The sequence below is a fragment of the Aeromonas sp. HMWF016 genome (genome assembly GCF_963878195.1).
In the GTDB taxonomy this organism is placed as follows: domain Bacteria; phylum Pseudomonadota; class Gammaproteobacteria; order Enterobacterales; family Aeromonadaceae; genus Aeromonas; species Aeromonas lacus.
The window spans coordinates 1-22,878 of record NZ_CAWNWX010000114.1 but is presented as its reverse complement, the minus strand read 5'-3'; the positions used below and the strand labels follow the sequence as shown (position 1 = coordinate 22,878).

Sequence of the window (22,878 nt, the reverse complement as noted above, 5' to 3'; positions counted from 1 at the left end):
TACACACCAGTCCGGGAAGTCGGCTTAACGCTCCTGTTGGGCTTTCAGCAGGTCGCGGATCTCGGTCAGCAGTTCCTGATCCTTGGTCGGTGCTGCAGGGGCGGCTGCCTCCTCTTCCTGCTTTTTCTTCAAGGTATTGATGGCCTTCAGCCCCATAAAGATGGCGAAGGAGATGATCAGAAAATCGATGATGGTCTGGATGAACTTGCCGTAGGCAATGACCACGGCAGGAGCGCTGCCTTCGGCAGCCTTCAGGGTGACTGCCAGGTCGCTGAAGTCCACGCCGCCCAAGATCAGGCCGATAGGCGGCATGATCACGTCACCGACGAAGGAGGAGACAATCTTGCCAAAGGCGGCACCAATAATGATACCGACCGCCATATCGATCACGTTGCCTCTGGATGCAAAGGCCTTGAACTCTTGTATCAGACTCATTCTTTCCTCCGAAATTAAGCACGCTAGCGTAACGGTCGGGCCTTGTTCTGGCGGCGATCCGCTATCGGGAGCAGGGTAGCAAGAGCACATGCTACCTGTTCTCCCTGACTAGCTTGCTGAGGTTGGCTCTGCTTGGCAATCAGGGGGGCGTGATTTTTTGGTTCAACCTGATATTAATTTTTCGATAAATAGCAGGTTGAATGCTGAACTGTGCTGCTGTACTTTGTTGAGTCCATTCATTCATGCCACGTGAGTAAAAGAGTGAAGTATTTACTACTGGGAATGATGCTTTTGTGCACATTTACTGCCAAAGCGGGGATGGATCCCCAGGCCTTGAAAACAGCCATATCCACCAGGCTGGGGATATCCGTATATACGGTTGATCAGACGCCTATTGCGGGCCTGTATATGCTGGGCACCTCCAAGGGGGTGCTCTATAGCGATGCCAAAGGGGATTATCTGGTACAGGGGGTCATGCTGGACATGACCCGGGACATGAAGAACCTGACCATCTCCGGCATGCGCACTCAGCGTCGACTGGGATTGGCGCAGGCAGCCCATGCTCCCATTGTGCTCAAGGCCCGGGATGAGCGTCATCGGGTCGCGTTGTTTCTTGGCGAGAAGGATGCGGCACGGCGTCAGCTATCCGGTACTCTGCAACATCTGCAGGCATCCGGGGTGAGCATCGCGATCTATCCGGTCATTGACCATGCCGAGCGAGCCACCGACTGGTGCAACGATCCCCTGCTGCAAAATTCGCCCTTCAAAGCTTATTTGCCTCAAAAGGAATGTAGTGAGACCCTTATCCAAAATATTGGCCTGAGCCAATGGTTGGGGGTAAAGGTACTGCCGGCCTGGATCTCCTCTGAAGGAGATCTGGTGCGGGGTTACCAGAGCCCTGAACAACTGCTCAAGATACTGGATAATTTTGATGCCTCTGCACATTCGTCGTCGTCCGCGAGTTGATGATTCCCATCTGCCCGCCAACCTGCATCCGCTGCTTCGCCAAATCTTCGCCAGCCGTGGTGTAGACGATCCCGTCCTGCTCGAGCGCAGCGCCAGCTCGCTGCTGCCACCCCAGCGCCTCTATGGCATGGAGCAGGCGGTGCCGCTGCTGGCCGATGCGCTGGCCGCCCAGAAACGGATCCTCATCGTCGGTGACTTCGACTGCGATGGCGCCACCAGCTCGGCGCTGTGCGTGCTGGCCCTGCGCGCCATGGGCGGCCGCCACATCGATTTTCTGGTGCCCAACCGCTTCGAGTTCGGGTATGGCCTTACCCCCGAGATCGTCGAGCTGGCGGTAGCCCGCGGTGCCGAGTTCCTGATCACGGTGGATAACGGCATCTCCAGCATTGCCGGAGTGGCGGCGGCCAAGGCGGCCGGCATGCAGGTACTGGTTACCGATCACCATTTGCCGGGTCAGGAGTTGCCTGATGCCGATGCCATCGTCAATCCCAATCAGCATGGTTGTGACTTCCCCTCCAAGTCGCTTGCCGGTGTCGGGGTCGCCTTCTACCTGATGGCGGCGCTCAACACTCACCTCAAGCAGTCCGGCTGGTATGAGCGGCTCGGCATCGTGGCCCCCAATGTGGCGGATTACCTCGATCTGGTGGCCCTCGGCACGGTGGCAGACGTGGTGGCGCTCGACGGCAACAACCGCATTCTGGTGCATCAGGGTTTGCAGCGGATCCGGGCCGGTCGCTGCCGCCCCGGCATTCAGGCGCTGGTGGATGTCTCCGGCCGCGATGGCCGACGCCTTACCGCCGCCGATCTCGGCTTCGCGCTGGGGCCACGCCTCAACGCTGTAGGTCGCCTTGATGACATGTCCCTCGGGGTCGCCTGCCTGCTCTGTGATGACCTCAATCTGGCGCGCCAGCTCGCCTCCGAGATGGATAGCCTCAATCAGGAGCGCAAGGAGATCGAGCAGGGGATGCAGCAGGAGGCGCTTGCCACCCTGGAGCAGATCCGGTTTCGCGATGGTGAGGTCCCATCCGGCATCGTGCTGCACCGCAACGAGTGGCATCAGGGGGTGGTAGGGCTGGTGGCCTCCAAGGTGAAGGAGAAGTACTACCGTCCGGTCATCGCCTTTGCCGAGAGCAGCGAGACCGAACTCAAGGGCTCTGGCCGCTCTATCCCGGGGGTGCATCTGCGCGATGCGCTGGAACTGCTCGACACCCGCCATCCGGGGCTGATGGGCAAGTTTGGCGGTCACGCCATGGCAGCGGGGTTGACTCTGCCCAAGGCCAATATCGAGGCGTTCGGTCGGGCTTTCGAGGAGGTCATCTGCGAGCTGGTGACGCCGGAGCTCTTGACCGGGGTGCTGCTCACCGATGGTGAGCTCTTGCCGGACGAGCTCAATATCGAGCTGGCGGAGCTTATCCGCGCCTCCGGCCCCTGGGGTCAGGCCTTCCCCGAACCACTGTTCGACGGCGAATTCGTGCTGGTACAGCAGCGGCTGGTGGGGGAGAAACACCTCAAGATGATACTGACTACCGATTCTGGCCATGCGGTCGATGCCATCGCCTTCGGCGTTGATCTCAAGCGCTGGCCCGATGCCTCGGTAAAGCGGGTACGTCTGGTCTACCGGCTCGACGTCAACGAGTGGCGCGGCAACCGCAGCGTGCAACTGCTGGTGGAGCATCTGGAGGCCGCCGGTCTCTAATCTTCAGCGCTGTCTTGTTGCGGATGACGGCCACCTTCGGGTGGCCGTTTTGTTTTGCCCGGTTGGTGCAGAGCCACTCTGGATGACAGTTTTTAATTGCTGGTTTCATGAGAAGGGTGATTTTAAGTATCGCAAGTTACCGCTTGGCATGGTGAAAAATTCAATAAAGAGATGAATCGTGATATATTCGCACTGTTTTATATTCTCTCTTCTGAACGGGACTGATCCCTTGCCGCTCTTTGGCCGACTCTCGACCCGGGCGATGGCCCTCGCCATTGCCTGCCTCTTGTGGCTTGCCGCCTCTGCTGCGGCAGAGGTTGTTGCAGCTCCCCGTCAGGAGACCGTTGGGCAGAGGGTTGCCCTGCAACTGCATGAACCCTCCGATCAGGGCTTGGCCAACAGTGTCAGCTTGCCGCCCGCAACCCAGTGGCGGCTTGGCTTCGAGCAGGGGCGGCGACTGGATGGTGCCCCTCATCCTGAGCTCTACCAGATGGTGCTGGCCTGGTTCCAGCACGAGATCCTGGGCCTGCTCTGCGGCCTGCTGTTTTTCCTTCCGCTCGTCTATGTCAGGCAGTTGTCCGGCTATTTCGGTTATCTGCACCGACGGCTGCTGCTTTGCCACCACCTGCAATATCGTTTCTGCCACAGCGACTCGGCCGCGGCTGCTTGCTAAGCGCCCGTCCGGTTGCGGTCTCTGCTCTGGCTGACTGACTCGATTCCGGCAGATTCTGCTTTTCGGTTAAGGGCCCTGTTGCCCCCTTGTTTCGTGCCTGTCAGCTGGCGAGCACAAAGAGGGGTCTATCCCGCATACCTGTGAGCAGATCCGATGGAATATTACGTAAACCTCTTTATCCAATCGATTTTTGTGGAAAATTTGGCACTCGCCTTCTTTCTTGGCATGTGCACTTTTCTGGCCGTATCCAAGAACATCAACACCGCCTTTGGCCTTGGCATGACGGTGTTGGTGGTGATGGTGATTGCCACCCCCCTGAGCAATCTCATCTACCGCCATATCCTGCGCCCCGGGAGCACCTTTTTCGGGGAGTTTGATCTGAGCTTTCTCGATTTCATCGTCTATGTCGGGGTGCTGGCGGCGCTGGTGCAGGTGATGGAGATGGTGCTCGACAAGCACTTTCCGGCGCTCTATCACGCCCTTGGCATCTATCTGCCGCTGTTGACGGTGCACTGCGCCATCTTCGGCGGGGTGATGTTTATGGCGCAGCGGGACTACGACTTCATCGAGTCGGTGGTGTATGGCGCGGGCTCCGGGCTTGGCTGGTTGCTGGCCATCGTCGCCATCGCCGGATTGCGGCAGAAGATGAAGTATTCGGATGTGCCGGAGGGCTTGCGGGGGATTGGCATCACCTTCATCGTGGCCGGGCTGATGTCGCTCGGCTTTATGTCCTTTTCCGGCATGTCGTTTTGACGCTGCAAGACAAAAAAGAGGCGCCTATGGGCGCCTCCTTTGTTATTCAGAGCGGATGGCTCAAAGCTCGCGGGCCCAGGGGTGCGCCTTGGGGCGCAGCGCCAGTGCCAGACCCAGCAGCAGGACGGTCAGACCGTAGAGGGGCCAGTTGCCAAAGCGCATATAGGGGGTAGCACCGTGGGCCGGGCGCACTTCGCTGCGCAGCACACCCGCTTCGAACTGCGGGATCTGGCCGATGATGCTGCCATCGATCTCGGTAACGATAGTGATGCCGGTGTTGGTGTCGCGCAGCAGCGGACGAGCCAGCTCCAGCGCCCGCATCCGGGCGATCTCCATGTGTTGCCAGGGGCCGATGCTGGTGCCGAACCAGGCATCGTTGGAGACGGTCAGCAGGAAGTCGGTATCCGGGTTGACGTTGCGGCGCACCTCTTCCGGGAAGATGATCTCGTAGCAGATGGCGGCGGCAAACTTGAGCCCCTTGGCGATCAGGTTGGGCTGCACCTCCTCACCCCGGCTGAAGGAGGACATCGGCAGGTTGAAGAAGGGGGCGATAGGGCGCAGCAGATCTTCAAACGGCACGAACTCGCCGATGGGCAGCAGGTGGTACTTGTTGTAGCGGTTGGGGTGGCCGTAGAAGTAGGACTCCTTGCCATCCGCATCCTGTACCCCCATGCCGAGCACGGTGTTGTAGAAGCTTTGCTTATCCTCGTCGTAGTGGATGATCCCTGCCAGCAGGCCGGTCTCGTTCACCTTCATCGCCTTGTCCAGATTCTCCAGATAAGGGCCCATGGTCTTCTCGAGGGCAGGGATCGCCGATTCAGGCCAGACGATGATGTCGGCATCCTGATTGTCGCGGCTCAAATCCTGATAGGTACGCACCGTGGGGGCCAGCGCCTCCGGATCCCACTTGAGGGACTGGGCGATATTGCCCTGCACCAGCGCCACCTTGACCGGCTCGCCACGGGTTACCCAGTTGAGCTGCATCAGGCCATGAGCGCCGGCAGCCAGCAGGGCGGGCACCGCCAGCCACAGTGGCGAGCGGGACTTCCACACCAGCCAGATGGCGGAGGCGGAGAATAGTAGTGCCAGGGTGATGCCCTGTACCCCGAGAATGGGAGCAAATCCCTTGAGCGGGCCATCGATCTGGGTGTAGCCAAACCAGAGCCATGGGAAGCCGGTCATCACCCAGCCGCGCAGCCAGTCGGCCAGCAGCCAGAGTGCCGGGAAGGCGAGCAGCCAGCGGCTCCAGTGACGACCGCTGAAGAAGCGGGCAAAGGCCCAGCAGGCCAGCGTCGGATAGAGCGCCAGATAGGCTGACAGACCAGCCAGCAGCACGAAAGCGACCGGCAGCGGTATGCCGCCAAATTCGGTCATGCTGACGTGGATCCACCACAGACCCGGCAAGAACAGCCCCATGGCGTAGCCAAAGCCGCGCCAGGCAGCCTGTTTGGGACTGGCCTTATCCAGCAGGGCGTAGAGGCCGAGCAGGGAAGGAATAACCAGCGGCCAGTAGCCGAAGGGGGAGAAGGCCAGCACAGCGATGGCACCAGAGGCCAACGCACTGAGGCTTAACAGAATTTTTGAAGTAACAGGGGATAATCTCACGGGCGATGGTGCTCGTCTTGGTCTGCAACTGGGTCGAATGGCCGGTATCTTACCCTGTACGGTTGCCAACGGCGAGCCTCCTGCCGTCCGGATAGCACAACGCCCCGAGGTCGGGGCGTTGTTCAATGCACTCAGGCGACTTACTGGGGCTCAGATTGCGCCACGGCGTGGTTCTCGGGGATCTTCACCTGCAACTGCTGCAGGCGGCGCTTGTCGGCGTGCATCACCTTGAACAGGTAGCCGTCCAGCTCGATCTCCTCGCCCTTCTTGGGCAGGTGGCTGAAGGCGTGCATTACCAGACCACCCACCGTATCCACCTCTTCATCGCTGAACTTGGTGCCGAAGAAGTCGTTGAAATCCTCGATCTCGGTCAGGGCGCTGATGGAGAAGACCCGCTTGCTAAGGCGGCGGATCTCGTCCGGCTCATCCTCGATGTCGTCAAACTCGTCGTCGATCTCGCCAACGATAAGTTCCAGTATGTCTTCAATGGTCACCAGACCGGAGACGCCACCAAACTCGTCGACCACGATGGCCATGTGGTAGCGCTCTTCGCGAAACTCCTTGAGCAGGCGATCAACGCGCTTGCTCTCGGGGACGATCACCGTGGGGCGCAGGATCTTCTCGAGCTGCAACGGTTCGCTGGCATGGTGGCCACCGAAACCGAAGGGAAGCAGATCCTTGGCGAGCAGAATGCCCTCGACATGGTCCTTGTCCTCGTTGATCACCGGGAAGCGGGAGTGACCCGATTCGATGATCACCGGCAGGATCTCGTCGATCGGCTGGGACTTCTCGATGGTGACCATCTGGGAGCGGGGGATCATGATATCGCGTACCCGGAGATCGGCGATCTCCAGCACCCCTTCGATCATGTCCTTGGTGTCCTGATCGATAAGGTCACGCTCTTCGGCATCGGCTATCACTTCTACCAAATCATTGCGGTCTTTTGGCTCGCCCTGGAAGAGTTGGCTGAGCTTGTCGAGCCAGGTTTTCTTCGGCGAGCCGGTACTAGGGTGATCGTCGGTCATTTTTTCTCTTGGTTACTCATTGAATATACGGGGATTTCACTTCAGCTATATGAGGATGGCAGCCATCTGTTTCAAGCCGATGAACTGCCATGCTGCACATTACTCTTCGTCGCTCTGATAAGGGTCGGCAAAGCCCAGCTCCTGCATAATGTCGCGCTCAAGCGCTTCCATCTCTTCGGCTTCCTCATCCTCGATATGGTCATAACCTAGCAGATGCAGACTGCCGTGCACAACCATGTGGGCCCAGTGGGCCATGAGGGGTTTGCCCTGCTCCTGTGCCTCGCGCTCCACTACCTGACGGCAGATCACCAGATCGCCCAGCAGCGGCAGCTCCAGACCGGGTGGCGCCTCGAACGGGAAGGAGAGCACGTTGGTGGGCTTGTCCTTGCCGCGATAGGTGAGGTTGAGCTCGTTGCTCTCCGCCTCGTCGACGATGCGCACCGTCACTTCGGCCTCCTGCTGGAAGCCGAGAATGGTGCCGTCGAGCCAGCCCTGCAGTTGGGCCTCGCTTGGCAGACCGTCGGTGCTGGCACTGGCCAGTTGCAGATCCAGGGTTACGCTCATTGCTCGCTCTCTTTGCTGGTGTTTGCTTGGCCGGCCACCTTCTCGGCTGCCTGCTTGGCGTCGAATGCCTCATAGGCCTGCACGATGCGGGCCACCACCGGGTGGCGTACCACGTCGGTAGACTGGAAGAAGTTGAACGACAGACCATCAACGCCCTGCAGCACTTCCAGCGCGTGGCGCAGGCCGGATTTGGCATTGCGCGGCAGGTCGATCTGGGTGATGTCGCCGGTCACCACCGCCTTGGAGTTGAAGCCGATCCGGGTCAGGAACATCTTCATCTGTTCGGTGGTGGTGTTCTGGGCCTCATCGAGGATGATGAAGGCATCGTTGAGGGTTCGACCGCGCATATAGGCGAGCGGCGCCACCTCGATGATGTTGCGCTCCATCAGCTTCTCGACTCGCTCAAAACCCAGCATCTCGAACAGGGCGTCGTAGAGCGGGCGCAGGTAAGGGTCGACCTTCTGGGAGAGATCGCCGGGCAGGAAGCCGAGCTTCTCGCCCGCTTCCACTGCCGGACGGGTCAGCAGAATGCGGCGGATCTCCTGACGCTCCAGCGCATCCACCGCCGCCGCCACCGCCAGATAGGTCTTGCCGGTACCGGCCGGGCCGATGCCGAAGCAGATGTCGTGGCGCACGATATTGGCGATGTACTGGGCCTGATTGGGGCTACGTGGCTTGATGAGACCGCGCTTGGTCTTGACCGTCACCTCCTTGCCATAGGGGATGGAGGGGGCCGGTTCGTCATCCTGCTCCAGCACCCGCGACTCCAGAATGGCCAGGTGGACCATGTCGGGGGTGATGTCGGTCACCTTGCCACCCTTGAGGGGCTGGGTTTCCACATAGAGGTGCTTGATGATGACGGCGGCGGCATCCACCTGGGCCTGCTTGCCCAGCAGCTGGAAGTGGTTGTCACGGTAGCTGATCTCGATGCCGAGGCGGCGCTCCAGCTGCTTGATGTTGTCATCGAAGGGGCCGCAGAGACTGGCAAGACGCTGGTTGTCGGCGGGTTCGAGATGCAGGTTCAGGGTCGAGAGGTGTCGGCTCACAATATCCTCGTATCAGGGCGCTCCCCATCCGCCGGGCGGATGGGGAGGGGGAGATTAATGGGGAGTGAAGGCGGCCACGCCCAGCTCATCCGGCACGTTGTCGGGACGACGGGCCAGAATGTCGCTCGGGGCGGTGGCGATGCGCAGGTTCATCTCACTCTCGCCGCGGATGAATTTGCCGCGCAGGGAGTTGGGCAGCACTTCGGTGATCTCCACGTCGGCGAAGCCGCCAATCAGGGTATGGGCCCCTTCGAAGTTGACCACCCGGTTGTTCTCGGTGCGGCCGCACAGCTGCATCGGGTCGAGCTTGGAGGGCCCTTCCACCAGGATGCGTTGGGTGGTGCCCAGCATGGAGCGACCAATCTGCATCGCCTGATTGTTGATGACGTGCTGCAGGCGGGCCAGGCGGGCTTTCTTCACTTCCATGTCGACATCGTCGGGCATGTCGGCGGCCGGCGTACCGGGGCGCGGACTGAAGATGAAGCTGAAGCTCATGTCAAAGCCCACATCCTCGATCAGCTTCATGGTGGCCTCGAAATCCTCATCGGTTTCGTTCGGGAATCCAACGATGAAGTCGGAGCTGATGGTGATGTCGGGACGGGCGGCGCGCAGACGACGGAGTTTGGATTTGTACTCCAGAATGGTGTGCGGGCGCTTCATCATGGTCAGGATACGGTCGGAGCCGCTCTGCACCGGCAGGTGCAGGAAGCTGACCACTTCCGGGGTGTCCTTGTAGACCTCGATGATGTCGTCGGTGAACTCGATGGGGTGGCTGGTGGTGTAGCGGATACGGTCGATGCCGTCGATGGCGGCCACCAGACGCAGCAGCTCGGCGAAGGTGCAGATGCTGTCGTCATGGGTCGGGCCACGGTAGGCATTGACGTTCTGACCGAGCAGGTTCACTTCGCGCACCCCTTGCTGGGCGAGCTGGGCGATTTCATAGAGCACGTCGTCCAGCGGTCGGCTCACCTCTTCACCGCGGGTGTAGGGCACCACGCAGTAAGTACAGTATTTGGAGCACCCTTCCATGATGGAGACGAAGGCGGTCGCCCCTTCGGCGCGCGGCTCGGGCAGGCGGTCAAACTTCTCGATCTCGGGGAAGCTGACGTCCACCTGGGCGCCACGCCCCTCCTGAACCTGTTTGATCATGGTGGGCAGGCGGTGCAGGGTCTGCGGGCCGAACACGATATCGACGTAAGGGGCGCGTTGGCGAATGGCATCGCCCTCCTGGGAGGCCACGCAGCCACCGACACCGATCACCAGACCGGGCTTGTTTGCCTTGAGCTTTTTCCAGCGGCCCAGCTGGTGGAACACCTTCTCCTGCGCCTTTTCGCGGATGGAACAGGTGTTGAGCAGCAGCACATCTGCCTCTTCCGGCTCCTCGGTAAGCGTGTAGCCATTGCTGGCATCCAGCAGGTCGGCCATCTTGGACGAGTCGTACTCGTTCATCTGGCAGCCCCAGGTTTTAATGTGAAGTTTCTTGCTCATTGCTACTCTTGACTGGTTTTGAATTTGGCATGGTCAAAGGACCGGGCATTTTACTCCGCAATCGTGAGACTGCCTAGCGAATATCCAGTCCGGCCCCTTTGCCAGCGGGGGCGCCGCGTGCGGGGGAAAATCGGCTTTCCCCTTGATTTGACGCAGCAATTCTCCACCCCCTTCACTGTTTATCCCGTCCCCTTGCGGTATCATGGCGCCATTCGGTTTGGCCCCGGCCACCCATGAGCGGGGCGCCCCTTTTGCAGGAATAAAGTTATGGAACAGTGTGATATCGCCATCGTCGGCGCCGGCATGGTGGGGGCGGCTACCGCCTGTCTGCTGGCGGCCCAGGGCCTCTCGGTGCGGGTCATCGAAACCCAACTGCCGGAGCAATACGCGCCGGAGCAGCCGCTGGATCTGCGGGTCTCCGCCATCAGTCAGGCCTCGGTGGCGTTGCTGGAGCAGGCTGGCGCCTGGCACCACCTGCAGCAGATGCGACTCTGCCCCTATCGCCGGCTGGAGACCTGGGAGCTGGATGGCTTTGCCACCCGCTTCAACGCCGCCGACCTCGGCCTGCCCCAGCTCGGTTACATCATCGAGAACCGGCTGGTGCAGCTCGCCCTGCTCAAACGGATGGAAGATTTCCCCACTATCCAGACCCACACCCCGGCGGCAGTGACCAGCCTGCGCCAGAGTGCGGATGAAGCTGTGCTGACTCTGGACGACGGCACTGAACTGGCCGCCCGCTGGGTGCTGGCCTGCGACGGCGCCGAATCCCATACCCGCAAGCTGGCCGGCATCGGCGTATCGCGTTTCGAGTACCGCCAGCACTGCATGCTGATCAATATCGATACCGACTTCCCGCAGGAAGATATCACCTGGCAGCAGTTCACTCCGAGCGGCCCGCGCGCCTTCCTGCCACTGCCCGGCCAGCATGGCTCCCTGGTGTGGTATGACAGCCCTGCCCGGATCCGGGCGCTGGCAGCCATGAGCAACGAGGTGCTCGCCACCGAAGTGCGCCGCCACTTCCCAAGCCGCCTCGGCGGCTTTACCGTCACCGGCAAGGGGAGCTTCCCGCTGGTGCGCCGCCACGCCAACGACTACCACGCCGGTCGGGTGGTGCTGCTCGGCGATGCCGCCCACACCATCAACCCGCTGGCGGGGCAGGGGGTCAACCTCGGCTTCAAGGATGTGGCCTGCTGGGCTGATCTGCTGCAAGGGGCTGGCGCCGACTGGCATCAAGCTGTGCTGGCCGAGCGCTACCAGCGCCGTCGTCGCCCCGACAACCTGCTGATGCAGTCGGGGATGGATCTCTTCTACGGGGTGTTCAGCAACGAGATTGGCCCCCTCAAGCTGGCTCGCAATCTGGCCCTCAATCTGGCTGACAAGGCGGGCCCCCTGAAGGAGATGGCCCTGCGCTACGCGCTTGGACTGGTGTAAGCAGAGGTGAGGATTCAAATGGAGGGCTGCCACTTTATCAACGGCGAACTGGAGCTGACCAGCGAGAAGGATCTGCAGCCGCTGGTTGACACGCTGGTGCAGGGCGGGATGGATTGTCTGACCCTCCATCAGGAAGGGGGGCTGTGGCACGGGCGTCTGGAGCTGTTCGCCGGAGAGGGCAATTACAGCGAGCCGCGACAACTTGTAGCGCACCTATTCGCCATTTTGGCTGAGCTACCCGAACCGGTTTTGCCGCTTTGGCAGGGTTGCCTGCGCAAGGAGATGGATCTCGGTTACCAGTCAGGCACTGCTCCCATCCTGCAAAACCGGCTGCCGGCCGCTCAGCTGCTGGGGCTGGCCGAGCAGGGGCTCGATCTGGTGGTGACCCTCTATCCGGGGGAGGTGCTGGCATAAGCGGACTGGCCATGCCAACGAGGTCGCTGAGACAGGCTGTGCAGGCGCGAAAAAGCGAGTATAACGGGTCGGCTATCAACCACGATTTGGGAGAGAAGGGATGAACAAGGCACTACTGGTGATCGATTTTATCAACGACATCGCCCATCCTGACGGTCGCATTGCGACCACGGCCGACCATGTGATGGAGCAGAACGCCATCGCGCATGCCAATGAGGCGATGGCTTATGCCCGCGCCCACGATTGGCTGGTGGTGCTGATCAAGGTCGGTTTCGACAGTCGTTATCAACTGCAACCCAAGGGTTCCCCCATGTTTGGCCGGGCCCATCAGCTTGGCGCCCTCTCTCTTTGCGACAGCGGCACCGATTTTCATGCAGAGCTCGATGTGCAGCCCGGTGATCTGGTGCTGGCCAAGCCCAGAGTGAGCCCATTCTATGGTACTGCGCTGGAACCCGCCCTGCGGGCCAACCATATCGACCACCTCTATCTGTGCGGCGTAAGCACCAGCTGGGCCATTCAGTCGGCAGCGCGAGATGGTCACGATCGCGACTACGCCATCACCATTCTGGAGGATGCCTGCGCGGCGGCGGATGCCACCGAGCACCACACCTCGCTGCGGATGCTGAGCCGTATTGCCGAGGTCATCAAGGTGTCCCAGCTCGACTGACCCTTTGGCAGCAGGCTGCGCTTGCTCACTGTTTTGACATTTTGTCTGCGGCCCTCTGTTGGGCCGCAGCTGTTTCCGCTTCTCGGCCGAGTCGGTGACTTCCGCGCCGGCTACTCCTGTCAGCAGTGGAGAGAGCTGTATGGGGCTGCCTGCAGAAACGACTGCATTGCTGCCAACCCGCAGCTATCAGTGCGATGGTCGCCAATATTGTTCCCAGATGACCTCTTGTGAGGAGGCGACCTGGTTTTTGCAAAACTGCCCTAATACCAAAATGGATGGAGAGGGAGATGGCATCCCCTGTGAAAATCAGTGGTGCGAGAATTAAATACTATTTCTAAATAAAAAATGGATGATTTGTTCTTTTTTTATCCGGCTCGGGAGCTGGCCTGAAACCTTGCCGGATGGTGTGACATGGTGACATTTGGTCTCAGTTGGCTAAGTGAGAATAGGGTGCTTTACTCTACCTGCTGACTTAATTGTTAATAGGTGGCGAGGCGCCACTTTTGCCACAGGATGGCCACCATGATCGATAACATGCCGGGGGGGATGCGTCGCTTTGCCGAGCGAGCTCAGGACCTGGTTGCATTGCTAGATTCACTGGATGACCAGTTTGCAGTAATAGACGGCAACGGGGTGATCCATTATACCAACCTCGCCTGGAATCGATTCGCCGAGCAAAATGGCATGGCAAAGGGGTATAACTGGCGTGGCGTCAATTATTTAAGCGCTTGCGATGGCTCTGCTGAACCTTCGGCGCTGAGCGCTATTGAGGGGTTGCGACGGGTCTTGCTGCGTCAGCAGGAGAGCTTCTATCTGGAATATCCCTGCCACAGCCCGGATATCCAGCGCTGGTTCATGATGCGCATTGTTCCGGTCAAAGGGGTCAAAGGGATAGATGCCGAGTTTTATGTCATCACCCATTCCAATATTACCGAACGGAAATTGCTGGAGCTGGAGGTGGAAAGCCTCTCCCTCCATGATGCGCTGACCGGACTGGCAAACCGCAGACTGTTCAACAGTTTCCTGAACAACGAGTGGCGCCGGAGTGTTCGCGACAAGACTCCTCTCTCGCTTATCATGATTGACCTCGATAACTTCAAAGCCTGCAATGATCATCTTGGCCATCAGATGGGTGATGGTTCCCTCCAGCTGGTGGGCCATCTGTTGCAATCCTTTTGCCAGCGCCCGGCCGATCTGCCCTGCCGCTTTGGCGGTGACGAGTTTGCTCTGATCCTCGGTAATACCAACAGAGAGGCTGCACAACGGATTGGCGAGGAGATCCGCCAGGCCATCCACGATCTCGACATCGTGGTGGCGTATAATATTCAACTCAGCGCCAGTATTGGCATTGCCACCTACACGGCAGAGCAACCACTGGAGGGGGAAGTGGCGTTGCTGGCAGCCGCGGATGCGGCGCTCTACAGCGCCAAGGGGGCGGGTAAAAACCGTAGTTATTGCACCAACTGTTGAGCCTGACCGCAGCTTTTGTTGTTAATGCGCCCCCTTCTGGGGGCGCATTGTTTTGGCTGGGTATTGAACAACCCATAGCCGCTGCCATCAGCGCTCGGGCGTGGCCGAGATTGGCGTAGGGTGTGCGGTGATCACCAGCTTGACGAAGCTGTCACGGATAGGATCGGCAAAGAGGGGATTCCATACCAGACTGATCTCCCACTCGGAATTGGGGCCAGAGAGAGGATAGAGGGTGACGTCAGGGCCGGCGATAAAGCTGACGCTGCGCGGCAGGATGGCGTTGCCGATACCGGCGGCCACCAGCGCTACCAGAGTCTGGATATCTTCGGCCTCCTGGATCATCCCGGTCAGCCGGTTGGCGCCGAGAAAGCTGGCGATCTGCTGGCTGAGGCCGGGGCAGCGGTGGCCAACCATCTGCAGCAGCGGCTGGCTGGTCAATGCCTGCTGGACATCAAACGCAGCCGGATCTGGCAAGGTCATTCGGGTCGGCACCGCCAGCACCAGCCGATCAATAAGCAACCTGTGTTCGCGCAGTTGCGGCAGCTGCGGGCGGCGCATAAAGCCAAGCTGGAGCTGGCCGGAGAGCAGCTGCTCCTGCTGGATGGCGGAGGGCATATCCTGCAGATGCACCATCACATCGGGCACCTGCTGCTTGAAGCGGGCGACCAGCGAGGGGGCCAGCGCAAAGCTCGACAGACCAAAGCCAATCTTGAGCCGACCGGCGACTCCGCTCGCCACCGCCAGCGCATGGCTTTCAAACTCCCGCCCGTGCTCGACCAGCGCACTCGCCTGGGTCAGCAGCTGGGCGCCGACGGCCGTGAGTTCGGCGCCATGGCGGCCGCGATTGAACAGGGTGCTGCCGAGGGTCTGCTCCAATCCCTGGATCTGCTTGGTGAGGGCGGGCTGGGTAATGAAGAGGCGATTGGCCGCTTCCCGGTAGTTGGCGGTCTCTGCCAGCATCACGAACGCCTGCAGTTGTTTGAGGTCTAATTTCATTCCGTTTGGTTATCGAAAGCGGCCATTTGTTCATTATAAATTATCTAAACGCCCTGTTCTAATGGCGCTGAAAGGGGAGCCGAGTCCCCTCCGGTCTGGAACAAGGAGTCATATCATGTCTACCCAACGCTATCTCTTTTTGATGAAAGGCACCCTGGTGTTGGCCCAGCCGCTGGCCGCGCCTGAAACGGGTGAGCTGCTCGCCAGCCTGCTGCAACAGGGTTTTGTGGTCGGCCCGCTGCAGGTGTGGGCAGGCAGCGCCGAACAGGCGCTGGCCTGTTATGAACGTGCCGCCCAGCAGCAGGCCTTTGCCGATGCGTTGCAGAGCGCTGAGCCTGAGCTGGCGGGAGTATCGGCATGATTACCGGCATGAGTCGCGAACCGGGCGTTTGTATAGGCGGCACAAAAACCGTGGCGGTCGCCGCCCTGCTGCTCGATATGGATGGCACCCTGGTCTGCTCGACCGAAGATGTGGAGAAGGTATGGCGGATCTGGTGTTGTGAACATCAGATCGAGTCCGAGCCGGTGCTGGCGATGTGCCACGGCATGCGCTCGCGGGAGGTGATCCGGGCGCTGGCACAGCAACTGGATGTGGAGCGGGAGGCGGCGCGGCTCGACGAACTGGAGATGCTGCATACCGGCGGCGATGCCATCGCAGGGGCTGGCGAGTTGCTGTGCCGCTTGCCGCCAGAGCGTTGGGCGGTGGTGACCTCCGCCAGTGAGCAGGTTGCCCACCATCGTCTGCGTTGTGCCGTTTTGCCGCTGCCCGCCGTGCTGGTGGGGGCCGAAGCTGTGGTCAATGGCAAACCCGATCCCGAACCCTATCTGCTGGGGGCTGAACGGCTTGGCGTTTCGCCCGCTCGCTGTCTGGTGTTCGAGGATGCCCCGGCCGGTATCGAGAGTGCCCTGCGTGCAGGCTGCGCCGTGGTACAGGTGGGGGGCGATGCGCCGCTCAATCCGGCGGTGGTGGCGGTGATCCGCGACTGGCGCGAGGTGAAGGTGGAGTTGGGGGAAGGCGAGTCCCTGCTGGTGACGCTGCCCGCCTGAGCGATGGAGATAATGGGTTGTGGCCGCATATTGCGGTATAAGCCATCGCCATCCGCACTGTATGTCGCAATAAAAACGCCCCCGAACTGCGGGGGCGTGTTGCTATCTGACCGTTATTTGAAGACGCGGAAGCGGGTGGCGTCGTCGATAAAGGTCTTGCCGCCGGCCGGTTGCTTGATGCTGCCAAAGGGCATCTGGGCGCGCAGCAGCCAGCTGGCGGGCAGGTTCCACTCCTTGCGTACCGCCTCGTCGATGAGGGGGTTGTAGTGCTGCAGGGATGCTCCGACCTTCTCCTGCGCCAGCGTCGTCCAGACCGCAAACTGGGCGATGCCGGTGGCATGTTCCGACCAGATGGGGAAGTTGTCGGCATACAGCGCAAATTTTTGCTGCAGATCCTTGATGACGTCGGTGTCTTCAAAGAACAGCACGGTGCCAAAGCCTGCGCGGAAGCTGCCATCCACCTTGGCTTCACTCTGGGCGTAAGCCTCCGGCGGCACGATCTTTTTCAGCTCGGCTTTGACGATATCCCACAGCTTGTGGTGCTGGGCGCCAAACAGGATGACGGCGCGGGAGCTCTGGGAGTTGAAGGAGGAGGGGCTGTGCCTGATGGCATCCTGGATCATGGCCGTCAGCTGCTCCGGCGTATGGGAGACCTGGTCACCCAGGGCATAGATGGTACGACGTGCTTTGATCTGCTCGATAAACGGACTGCTCATAACATCTCCTTTGCTTGATAGTCACCGGGCGCCAGCCTTGTGGCCAGCCATCCCCTGTTGTTCAAGCTATAGACTATACCACCCGATTATCTTCCGGGCGTTTACATGCAGTGGGTTCACTTTCAACCGGGGGTAAAAAACCGTCTGCAGGCGACCGGCTTGATCGCCTGCAGATGGAGCCGGGTTAGCTGAACAGCAGGTAGGAGAGGGTTATGCAGCAGATGATGCCAGAGATGATGGGCACCGAGGTGCGCTTGATGATCTCGATGGGGTTGCTGCCGGTGATCGAGGCGATGACGATGATCACTGCGGCGACCGGCGACATGGAGCGGATCAGGTTGGCGGTGAGTTGCATCGGCAGGGCCACTGACACGCTGTTGACCCCGACCTTCTCGGTGATCTCGGGAATGATGTTGATAAAGGAGTAGAAGACCGCCAGCCCGCTGCCGCTGATAAAGCCAATCAGCGCCGCCGTGCCGGAGAAGAAGAACATCAGGATAGAGCCGACGCCGTCGATGTGTTTCACGCTCTCCACCAGGGTATCTATGATGCCGATGGCTTTGAGCCCCTCCACCAGCATGCTGGCTGCCACGATGAGCGAGACCACCTGAGCGAGCCCTGTGCCCATGCCGGTAAAGAAGATGGCGAACTCTTTACTGGTCTCCTTGATATTGCCTTTGCGCAGCAGCTCCACCCCTATGGTGAGCAGCAGACAGACGAAGGTGATCTCCACCAGCCCGAGGGAGATGTGGGTGAAGCAGATGCCGAACAGCAGCACCAGCACCAGCGGCAGTAGCGGGAAGAGGCCGTAGTAGGCGGGCGGCAGCCCGGTCGGCACGGCGAGCGACTCCTCTTTTTCCTCCAGTCCGCCGCGCGCCTGCTGGCGCTTGTCCATCGCCTTTTGCCAGAAGTAGTGCACCACCGCCATCAACGCCAGCGTCGGCAGCGAGATAGGGGCATGGTAGGAGACGATGTACTCCACCAGCGGGATCCCCAGCTTCTGGGCGGCCAGCACGTTATCGGCCCCCAGCGGGCTGGGCATGATGGTGGCGGTGGTGGCAATGACGGCCCCCGCGGTGAGGGAGGACATGTTCGATGCCTTGAGCACCGGATAGAGGGTCGCCATCAGCAACACCGCCAGACTGGCAGCGCTCGGCACCACCAGCGAGAGCAGGTTGCCCAGGAGGAAAATCACCGGCACCAGCAGGTAGGGGGAGCGGATGCGGCTCAAGGGGCGGGTGAGCAGCATGACGGTGACGTCGTTGGCGCCGATGTGGCTCATGTAGCTGGAGAAGCCGAACAGCACCATGATGGTGAGGCCGACATTGCCCATCTGGCTGATGAAGATCTGCTTGATCTGGACGAAGGGGTCAAGCCAGCTGAGGCCGCTGCTCTCGGCTTCAGGCAGCAGCGGGTGACCCAGTCCGACGGCAGCAAACATCAGCAGTAACCCGGCGCCAAACAGCACTATCTTGGCATCGTAGTTTTTGGCGATGAGATAGCCACAGATGACCAGGATCAGGGTGCTGACAATTATTTCCAGCATGTTTCCAACACTCTCTTCTTGATGTGAATGGGCCAGCGAGCTGGCGGTTCGGGATCAGATGGCGCGGGCAAGGGTCTCCATGCACCATGCCCTGAATCCGGGCACGTCGATATCGAGGCACACCTCGGCGTTGGGCGGTCGCTTGAGCCGGTTGTTGATATCCACCGAGGTGGTGCCGAGGGTGTGCTCACCCTGGGTCTCAATGGCCACATGGCAGGCCCGGGTGATAAAGAGGTCGGGGCGCACCAGATAGGCGATGGCGCAGAGATCGTGCATCTTGAGCCCGGTCTGCATACTGCCGCCGCGATAGTGGCCGAACAGGGCGTGGAGCATGGCGCCAGTGCGGTTGAGAGCGGGCAGCGCCGCAATCATCTCGCCGGTCAGGGTGGCGCGGCTGGTGACATCCAGCCCGCACATCACGATGGGCAGGCCGCTGCTGAAGACGATGTGGGCCGCCTCGGGATCCACGTAGATATTGAACTCGGCATTGGGGGTGTGGTTGCCCCGACCGGCCGAGCCGCCCATCAGCACGATCCGCGCGATCTTCTCCCGACACTCGGGGTGCAGGGTGAGCAGCAGGGCGATATTGGTCAGCGGCCCGATGGGCACCAGCGTCATGGGCTGTTCGCTGGCGAGCAGGGTGGTCTTCATGGCTTCGACGGCATGCATCGGCAGCGGCTGTTGCCCGGGCTCGGCAAACTCGTAACCATCGAGGCCGGAGTGTCCGTGGATATGGCTGGCATTGTCGAGGGGGCGCACCAGAGGCTGGCTGGCCCCCTGTGCCACCGGCACCTCTTTGCCGAAAAAGTGCAGCAGGCGCAGGGCGTTGCGGGTGGTCTTGCTGACATCGACATTGCCGGCGACCGTGGTGATGAGCTCCAGCTCGATCCCGGGGTGAAACAGGGCGGCGGCGATGGCAACGGCATCGTCGATGCCGGGGTCGGTATCCAGAATAATGGCGACAGGGTTCACACTGTTCTCCTCGGTGTTAATCGGCTTGGCGGGCATCGGCGTGAGGCCAGCAGCAGATGAAGGGGTCGACAATCTCGCGGGTCAGGCCGTCGGTGAGGCCGAGATCGGTCAGATGGGGCCCCGCATTGCAGGCAAGACAGGTCCCCTCGATGGCCTTGAAGACCCGGTAGGGAGGCTCCCACTCCACCACCTTGCAGCTCACTTCGCGCAGGGCGTGGAAGCTGGCGGCCAGCTCGCTGGCTGGCAGATCGGAGAGCATGCCCGCGATGGGCATGGCAACGTGGGCCAGCACCTCACCTTGCTGAACGACGGCCATGCCACCTCCGCTGGCGATCAGAGTGTTGGCGGCCAGCATCATCTCTTGCGGGTCGCGCCCCAGCACCACCAGATTGTGGGAGTCGTGGGAGTAGCTGGTAGCGATGGCCCCTTGCAGCTCGCCCCACCCTTCCAGCAGCGCCAGCCGGGTGCCCGCCTGATGGCGGCCGTGACGGTGTTGCACCGAGATGAGGCTAAATCCCGCCGGCACAATCACTTGACCCTCTTTGACCTCCACTTCGGTTTCACTCCACTGGGTGAAGCGAGCCCCCTTGATGGTCTTGAAGCGGGCCCGCCCCGCAGTCAGCCCGGGCACCCGAATGACAAAGTCCTCAAGGGTGCGCAGGGGGATCTGCATGGTATCGCGCGGTGCCTGACAACCAGCAACAGGCTCGGAGGGCTTGAGAATGGTGCCATGGCGGGCGACCCGCTGGCCGCCGCTGTAGACCCAGAGCGGGTTGAGATCGCTGAGGTTGTCGAATACCACCAGATCGGCGCAGCGGCCGGCAGCGACCAGCCCCAGATCGTTGCGCTGCAGGCGGATGGCGGCGTTGAGGGTGGCCATCCGCAGCACGTCGGGCACCGCCAGCCCCAGCTCTGCCAGCAGTTTGACCAGCGCAATCATGCCTCCCTTCTCCAGCAGCATGTCTGGCGGGACATCGTCGGTACAGAGAGTGATCTGGGAGGAGAGGTGGGGCAGCTGTTTCAGCGCCGCGACGATCTCCGGCAGCAGGTAGGGGTGGGAGCCGCGCAGCTGCAGGGTGAGCCCGGCCCGCAGCTTCTCCAGCGCATCGGCCGCCGAGGTGAGTTCGTGATCCGAGCTGACCCCGGCCGCCAGATAGGCTTGCAGCCGGTGGCCACTGAGGCCCCGGGCATGCCCCTCAATCAGGGCATTGCGCTGCAAACCGGCGTGCAGGATGCCGGTCATCCGCTCGCTGCCGCCCAGCACCCCCTGCATGTCCATCACCTCGGCGATCCCCGCCACCTCCGGCCACTCCAGCATGGTGGCCATCTCGGGGCCGTGGAAGTCGGCGCCCGACATCTCGAGACCCGGCGTCGAGGGAACGCTGGAGGGGGCGGCGCAGATCACTCGCAGCGGCAGGTTGCGGCTGGCATCGATGGCGTAGCGCACCCCCGCCAGCCCGAGCACATTGGCCAGCTCGTGGGGATCCCAGAAGATGGTGGTGGTGCCCTGCGCGACCACCACATCGGCGTAGCGCTCTGGCGTCAGGTGGGAGCTCTCCACATGGACATGGCTGTCGATAAGACCGGGTGAGAGATAGGCGCCGGCCAGATCGTGGGTCTCGCGTGCCTGCTGGAAGGTACCGACCGGATGGACGCTGGCGATCAGCGTGCCGACCAGTCCCACGTCGACGGGGCGGATCTCGCCGGTCACCATGTCGATCAGGTTGGCGTTGGTCAGCAGCAGATCGAAGGGGGCTTCGCCGAGGGCAGCCTGCACGGAGCGGCGGCGCAAGTTGAGGGATGCATCTTGTTCACACATGAAGGAGATGGCCTGACAAGGGGAATAATGGGCCCACTTTAGGGAGGGGATTGGCTCGTGCATAGCGCAAAGAATTTATAACTGGATAAGAAAGGGTTATGCTGCTGCAAACGTTTTCTCCGGTTGTCTCTTCCATGTCTGAACCCTGGCGCCGTTTGCCTGCGCTCTCCCTCAAGCAGATCCAGTATTTTGTTACCCTGGCCCAGCTGCGCCACTTCACCGAAACGGCCAACCAGATGGCCATCAGTCAACCTGCCCTGAGCAGTGCTTTGCGCCAGATTGAATCTGTGCTCGGCGGCAAATTGTTTCACCGCACCGCGCAGGCAGTCACCCTCACCGAGCAGGGGGAGGCGATCCTGCCTCACGCCAAGGGGCTGCTCAATGTGGCCCACGCCGCTTTTGCCGATATGCAGCAGGTGATGGTTGAAGGGGGCGATGGCACCCTTCGCATCGGCCTGATCCCGTCGGCCTGCACCCTGATGTTTCCGTTGGCGGCCGCCCGTCTGCAGCAGCAGTTTCCGGGATTGCGGGTCGAGTTTCAGGATCACACCAACGATGGTCTGTTGCAGGCGCTGGCCGAGGGATCGCTGGATGCGGGGATTGGTGTGCTGGATGGCGAGTTGCCCGATTCGCTGGAGGTGACGCCGCTGCTGGACGATGCGCTGGTGGCGGTGATTAACCGGCAGGATCCGCTGGCAGAGGAAGAGACCATCTGCTGGCAGGAGCTGACCCGCCGCGACATCGCCCTCTTTGCCAGAGGCAACGTCAGCCGACAGGTCAACGGGCTGACCCAGAGCCAGCTGCCCGGGCTCAAACCCAGATACACCACAGATTATGTCGAGACACTCTACGGGCTGGTGCGCTCTGGGCTGGCGGTTGCCATCCTGCCCGGGCTCTATGCCGCGAACCAGTGCGATCCCCAGCTCAAGGTCTTGGCGTTGCGCGAACCGGTGCTGAGCCGCACCCTGGCGCTGATGTGGGCGAAGGGGCTCTCCCGTTCAACCCGTATTGATGAGGGGCGCGCGTTGCTGCGTCAGGTCATCATGGCGCAGTGCGCCGCATCCTCCTCTCGCTAACCGGCAGCAGGGCTGGTGACAGGAGCTGTCCGATGGCCGCTTGACCCTGACGGGCGAAAGTTGTGGCAACTGCCTTTGGTTGCTCTCCTCCACTTCTGATATTTCACCGGTTTCCCCTTCTGATTCAATTCGTTGTATCGATGGCTCCGCTTGCATTCCTGATTTGGTACGACTTGAGCAGCATGGGGGGCAATTGTCCCCCATCTGGCGCTGGCCCCGCTGCTTTGTATAGTGCCGGTGGAATTAATCAGGTTTGGCAGGAGTACCCATGGAGATGAATTCGCGCGCGCTTCGCGCACTGGCCCTGTTGGGCGCCTTGCTCGCTGGCAGTACGACCGTACACGCCTCCGAGACCCTAAATACCATTCTCGGTGGTGGCGCAGGCGGGGTGGCGGGCACCGTGATCGGCAAGGAGTTGGGGGGCGATACCGGTGCGCTGGTTGGTGCGGCCATTGGCGGCGCAGCTGGTGGTG

General features: G+C 61.1%; 22 protein-coding genes and 2 pseudogenes. 13 read left to right on the top strand and 11 right to left on the bottom strand.

Annotation, left to right across the window (positions count from 1 at the left end; all coding sequences use genetic code 11):
• Positions 1 to 24 precede the first annotated feature (24 nt).
• Positions 25 to 435 (bottom strand): large-conductance mechanosensitive channel protein MscL, encoded by a 411-nt coding sequence (mscL, locus tag AACS24_RS19720; protein ID WP_033112703.1) that lies wholly within the window; start codon positions 433 to 435, stop codon positions 25 to 27.
• Between the two features lie 318 nt (positions 436 to 753).
• On the opposite strand from mscL, the gene AACS24_RS19715 reads away from it, so the two are divergent.
• The 4 genes from AACS24_RS19715 to nqrE all read left to right on the top strand — a co-directional run bounded on the left by AACS24_RS19715 (position 754) and on the right by nqrE (position 4,523).
• Positions 754 to 1,401 (top strand): disulfide isomerase DsbC N-terminal domain-containing protein, encoded by a 648-nt coding sequence (locus AACS24_RS19715; RefSeq protein ID WP_050513379.1) that lies wholly within the window; start codon positions 754 to 756, stop codon positions 1,399 to 1,401.
• On the top strand, positions 1,367 to 3,097 hold the full coding sequence (gene recJ, locus AACS24_RS19710; RefSeq protein WP_033112701.1) for a single-stranded-DNA-specific exonuclease RecJ: 1,731 nt from the start codon (positions 1,367 to 1,369) through the stop codon (positions 3,095 to 3,097). The genes AACS24_RS19715 and recJ overlap by 35 nt, the downstream gene beginning before the upstream one ends.
• Before the next feature lie 229 nt (positions 3,098 to 3,326).
• A complete protein-coding gene (locus AACS24_RS19705) occupies positions 3,327 to 3,770 on the top strand; it encodes a hypothetical protein (protein ID WP_238567458.1) in 444 nt (147 codons plus the stop codon).
• Positions 3,771 to 3,923: 153 nt separating this feature from the next.
• Positions 3,924 to 4,523, top strand: coding sequence for an NADH:ubiquinone reductase (Na(+)-transporting) subunit E (gene nqrE / locus AACS24_RS19700; protein ID WP_033112700.1), 600 nt, complete (start codon positions 3,924 to 3,926; stop codon positions 4,521 to 4,523).
• A 60-nt stretch (positions 4,524 to 4,583) separates the two neighbouring features.
• On the opposite strand, the gene lnt is transcribed toward nqrE, so the two are convergent.
• From lnt to miaB, 5 genes are all read right to left on the bottom strand, one after another.
• Positions 4,584 to 6,128, bottom strand: a complete 1,545-nt coding sequence (gene lnt, locus AACS24_RS19695; protein WP_108571740.1) for an apolipoprotein N-acyltransferase — start codon at positions 6,126 to 6,128, stop codon at positions 4,584 to 4,586.
• Between the two features lie 140 nt (positions 6,129 to 6,268).
• Positions 6,269 to 7,153 carry a CNNM family magnesium/cobalt transport protein CorC gene (gene corC, locus AACS24_RS19690; protein ID WP_033112698.1) on the bottom strand — a complete coding sequence of 295 codons (885 nt, stop codon included), beginning with the start codon at positions 7,151 to 7,153 and terminating at the stop codon, positions 6,269 to 6,271.
• A gap of 99 nt (positions 7,154 to 7,252) precedes the next feature.
• A complete protein-coding gene (gene ybeY, locus AACS24_RS19685; RefSeq protein ID WP_041209973.1) occupies positions 7,253 to 7,717 on the bottom strand; it encodes an rRNA maturation RNase YbeY in 465 nt (154 codons plus the stop codon).
• Positions 7,714 to 8,763: a PhoH family protein gene (locus AACS24_RS19680; RefSeq protein ID WP_071913025.1), complete on the bottom strand. Its 1,050-nt coding sequence runs from the start codon at positions 8,761 to 8,763 to the stop codon at positions 7,714 to 7,716. Before AACS24_RS19680 ends, ybeY begins: the two co-directional genes overlap by 4 nt.
• A gap of 54 nt (positions 8,764 to 8,817) precedes the next feature.
• Entirely contained in the window at positions 8,818 to 10,251 is a 1,434-nt protein-coding gene (gene miaB, locus AACS24_RS19675) for a tRNA (N6-isopentenyl adenosine(37)-C2)-methylthiotransferase MiaB (protein WP_108571739.1), read from the bottom strand.
• Positions 10,252 to 10,518: 267 nt separating this feature from the next.
• Here miaB and AACS24_RS19670 point away from each other — a divergent pair, with 267 nt between their 5' ends.
• The 5 genes and pseudogenes from AACS24_RS19670 (at position 10,519) to AACS24_RS19650 (ending at position 14,233) form a co-directional block, all read left to right on the top strand.
• Positions 10,519 to 11,682 carry an FAD-dependent oxidoreductase gene (locus AACS24_RS19670; RefSeq protein WP_108571738.1) on the top strand — a complete coding sequence of 388 codons (1,164 nt, stop codon included), beginning with the start codon at positions 10,519 to 10,521 and terminating at the stop codon, positions 11,680 to 11,682.
• A gap of 18 nt (positions 11,683 to 11,700) precedes the next feature.
• Positions 11,701 to 12,096, top strand: a complete 396-nt coding sequence (locus AACS24_RS19665) for a hypothetical protein (protein ID WP_108571737.1) — start codon at positions 11,701 to 11,703, stop codon at positions 12,094 to 12,096.
• A 100-nt stretch (positions 12,097 to 12,196) separates the two neighbouring features.
• Positions 12,197 to 12,763: an isochorismatase family cysteine hydrolase gene (locus tag AACS24_RS19660; protein WP_033112693.1), complete on the top strand. Its 567-nt coding sequence runs from the start codon at positions 12,197 to 12,199 to the stop codon at positions 12,761 to 12,763.
• A gap of 187 nt (positions 12,764 to 12,950) precedes the next feature.
• A pseudogene (locus tag AACS24_RS19655) lies at positions 12,951 to 13,088 on the top strand (excalibur calcium-binding domain-containing protein); the annotation flags it as partial.
• A 197-nt stretch (positions 13,089 to 13,285) separates the two neighbouring features.
• Complete coding sequence (locus tag AACS24_RS19650) at positions 13,286 to 14,233, top strand: GGDEF domain-containing protein (RefSeq protein ID WP_108571736.1); 948 nt, start codon at positions 13,286 to 13,288, stop codon at positions 14,231 to 14,233.
• Between the two features lie 87 nt (positions 14,234 to 14,320).
• Here AACS24_RS19650 and AACS24_RS19645 read toward each other — a convergent pair whose 3' ends face one another.
• The gene (locus tag AACS24_RS19645; RefSeq protein WP_108571735.1) at positions 14,321 to 15,229 is read right to left on the bottom strand and encodes a LysR family transcriptional regulator; all 909 of its coding nucleotides are present in this window, start codon (positions 15,227 to 15,229) and stop codon (positions 14,321 to 14,323) included.
• 115 nt (positions 15,230 to 15,344) lie between these two features.
• On the opposite strand from AACS24_RS19645, the gene AACS24_RS19640 reads away from it, so the two are divergent.
• Complete coding sequence (locus tag AACS24_RS19640; RefSeq protein WP_108571734.1) at positions 15,345 to 15,590, top strand: hypothetical protein; 246 nt, start codon at positions 15,345 to 15,347, stop codon at positions 15,588 to 15,590.
• Entirely contained in the window at positions 15,587 to 16,276 is a 690-nt protein-coding gene (locus AACS24_RS19635) for an HAD-IA family hydrolase (protein ID WP_108571733.1), read from the top strand. Before AACS24_RS19640 ends, AACS24_RS19635 begins: the two co-directional genes overlap by 4 nt.
• Positions 16,277 to 16,389: 113 nt before the next feature.
• Here AACS24_RS19635 and AACS24_RS19630 read toward each other — a convergent pair whose 3' ends face one another.
• The 4 genes from AACS24_RS19630 to AACS24_RS19615 all read right to left on the bottom strand — a co-directional run bounded on the left by AACS24_RS19630 (position 16,390) and on the right by AACS24_RS19615 (position 21,329).
• Positions 16,390 to 16,992 carry a nitroreductase family protein gene (locus tag AACS24_RS19630; RefSeq protein WP_108571732.1) on the bottom strand — a complete coding sequence of 201 codons (603 nt, stop codon included), beginning with the start codon at positions 16,990 to 16,992 and terminating at the stop codon, positions 16,390 to 16,392.
• A 184-nt stretch (positions 16,993 to 17,176) separates the two neighbouring features.
• Positions 17,177 to 18,538, bottom strand: a complete 1,362-nt coding sequence (dcuC, locus tag AACS24_RS19625; RefSeq protein WP_108571731.1) for a C4-dicarboxylate transporter DcuC — start codon at positions 18,536 to 18,538, stop codon at positions 17,177 to 17,179.
• Positions 18,539 to 18,592: 54 nt separating this feature from the next.
• Positions 18,593 to 19,510: a ribonucleoside hydrolase RihC gene (gene rihC, locus AACS24_RS19620; protein ID WP_258223002.1), complete on the bottom strand. Its 918-nt coding sequence runs from the start codon at positions 19,508 to 19,510 to the stop codon at positions 18,593 to 18,595.
• A gap of 16 nt (positions 19,511 to 19,526) precedes the next feature.
• On the bottom strand, positions 19,527 to 21,329 hold the full coding sequence (locus AACS24_RS19615) for an adenine deaminase (RefSeq protein ID WP_108571729.1): 1,803 nt from the start codon (positions 21,327 to 21,329) through the stop codon (positions 19,527 to 19,529).
• Positions 21,330 to 21,463: 134 nt separating this feature from the next.
• On the opposite strand from AACS24_RS19615, the gene AACS24_RS19610 reads away from it, so the two are divergent.
• Both AACS24_RS19610 and AACS24_RS19605 read left to right on the top strand, forming a co-directional pair.
• A complete protein-coding gene (locus AACS24_RS19610; RefSeq protein ID WP_108571780.1) occupies positions 21,464 to 22,405 on the top strand; it encodes a LysR family transcriptional regulator in 942 nt (313 codons plus the stop codon).
• Positions 22,406 to 22,673: 268 nt separating this feature from the next.
• Positions 22,674 to 22,878 (top strand): annotated as a pseudogene (locus AACS24_RS19605) (hypothetical protein); the annotation flags it as partial.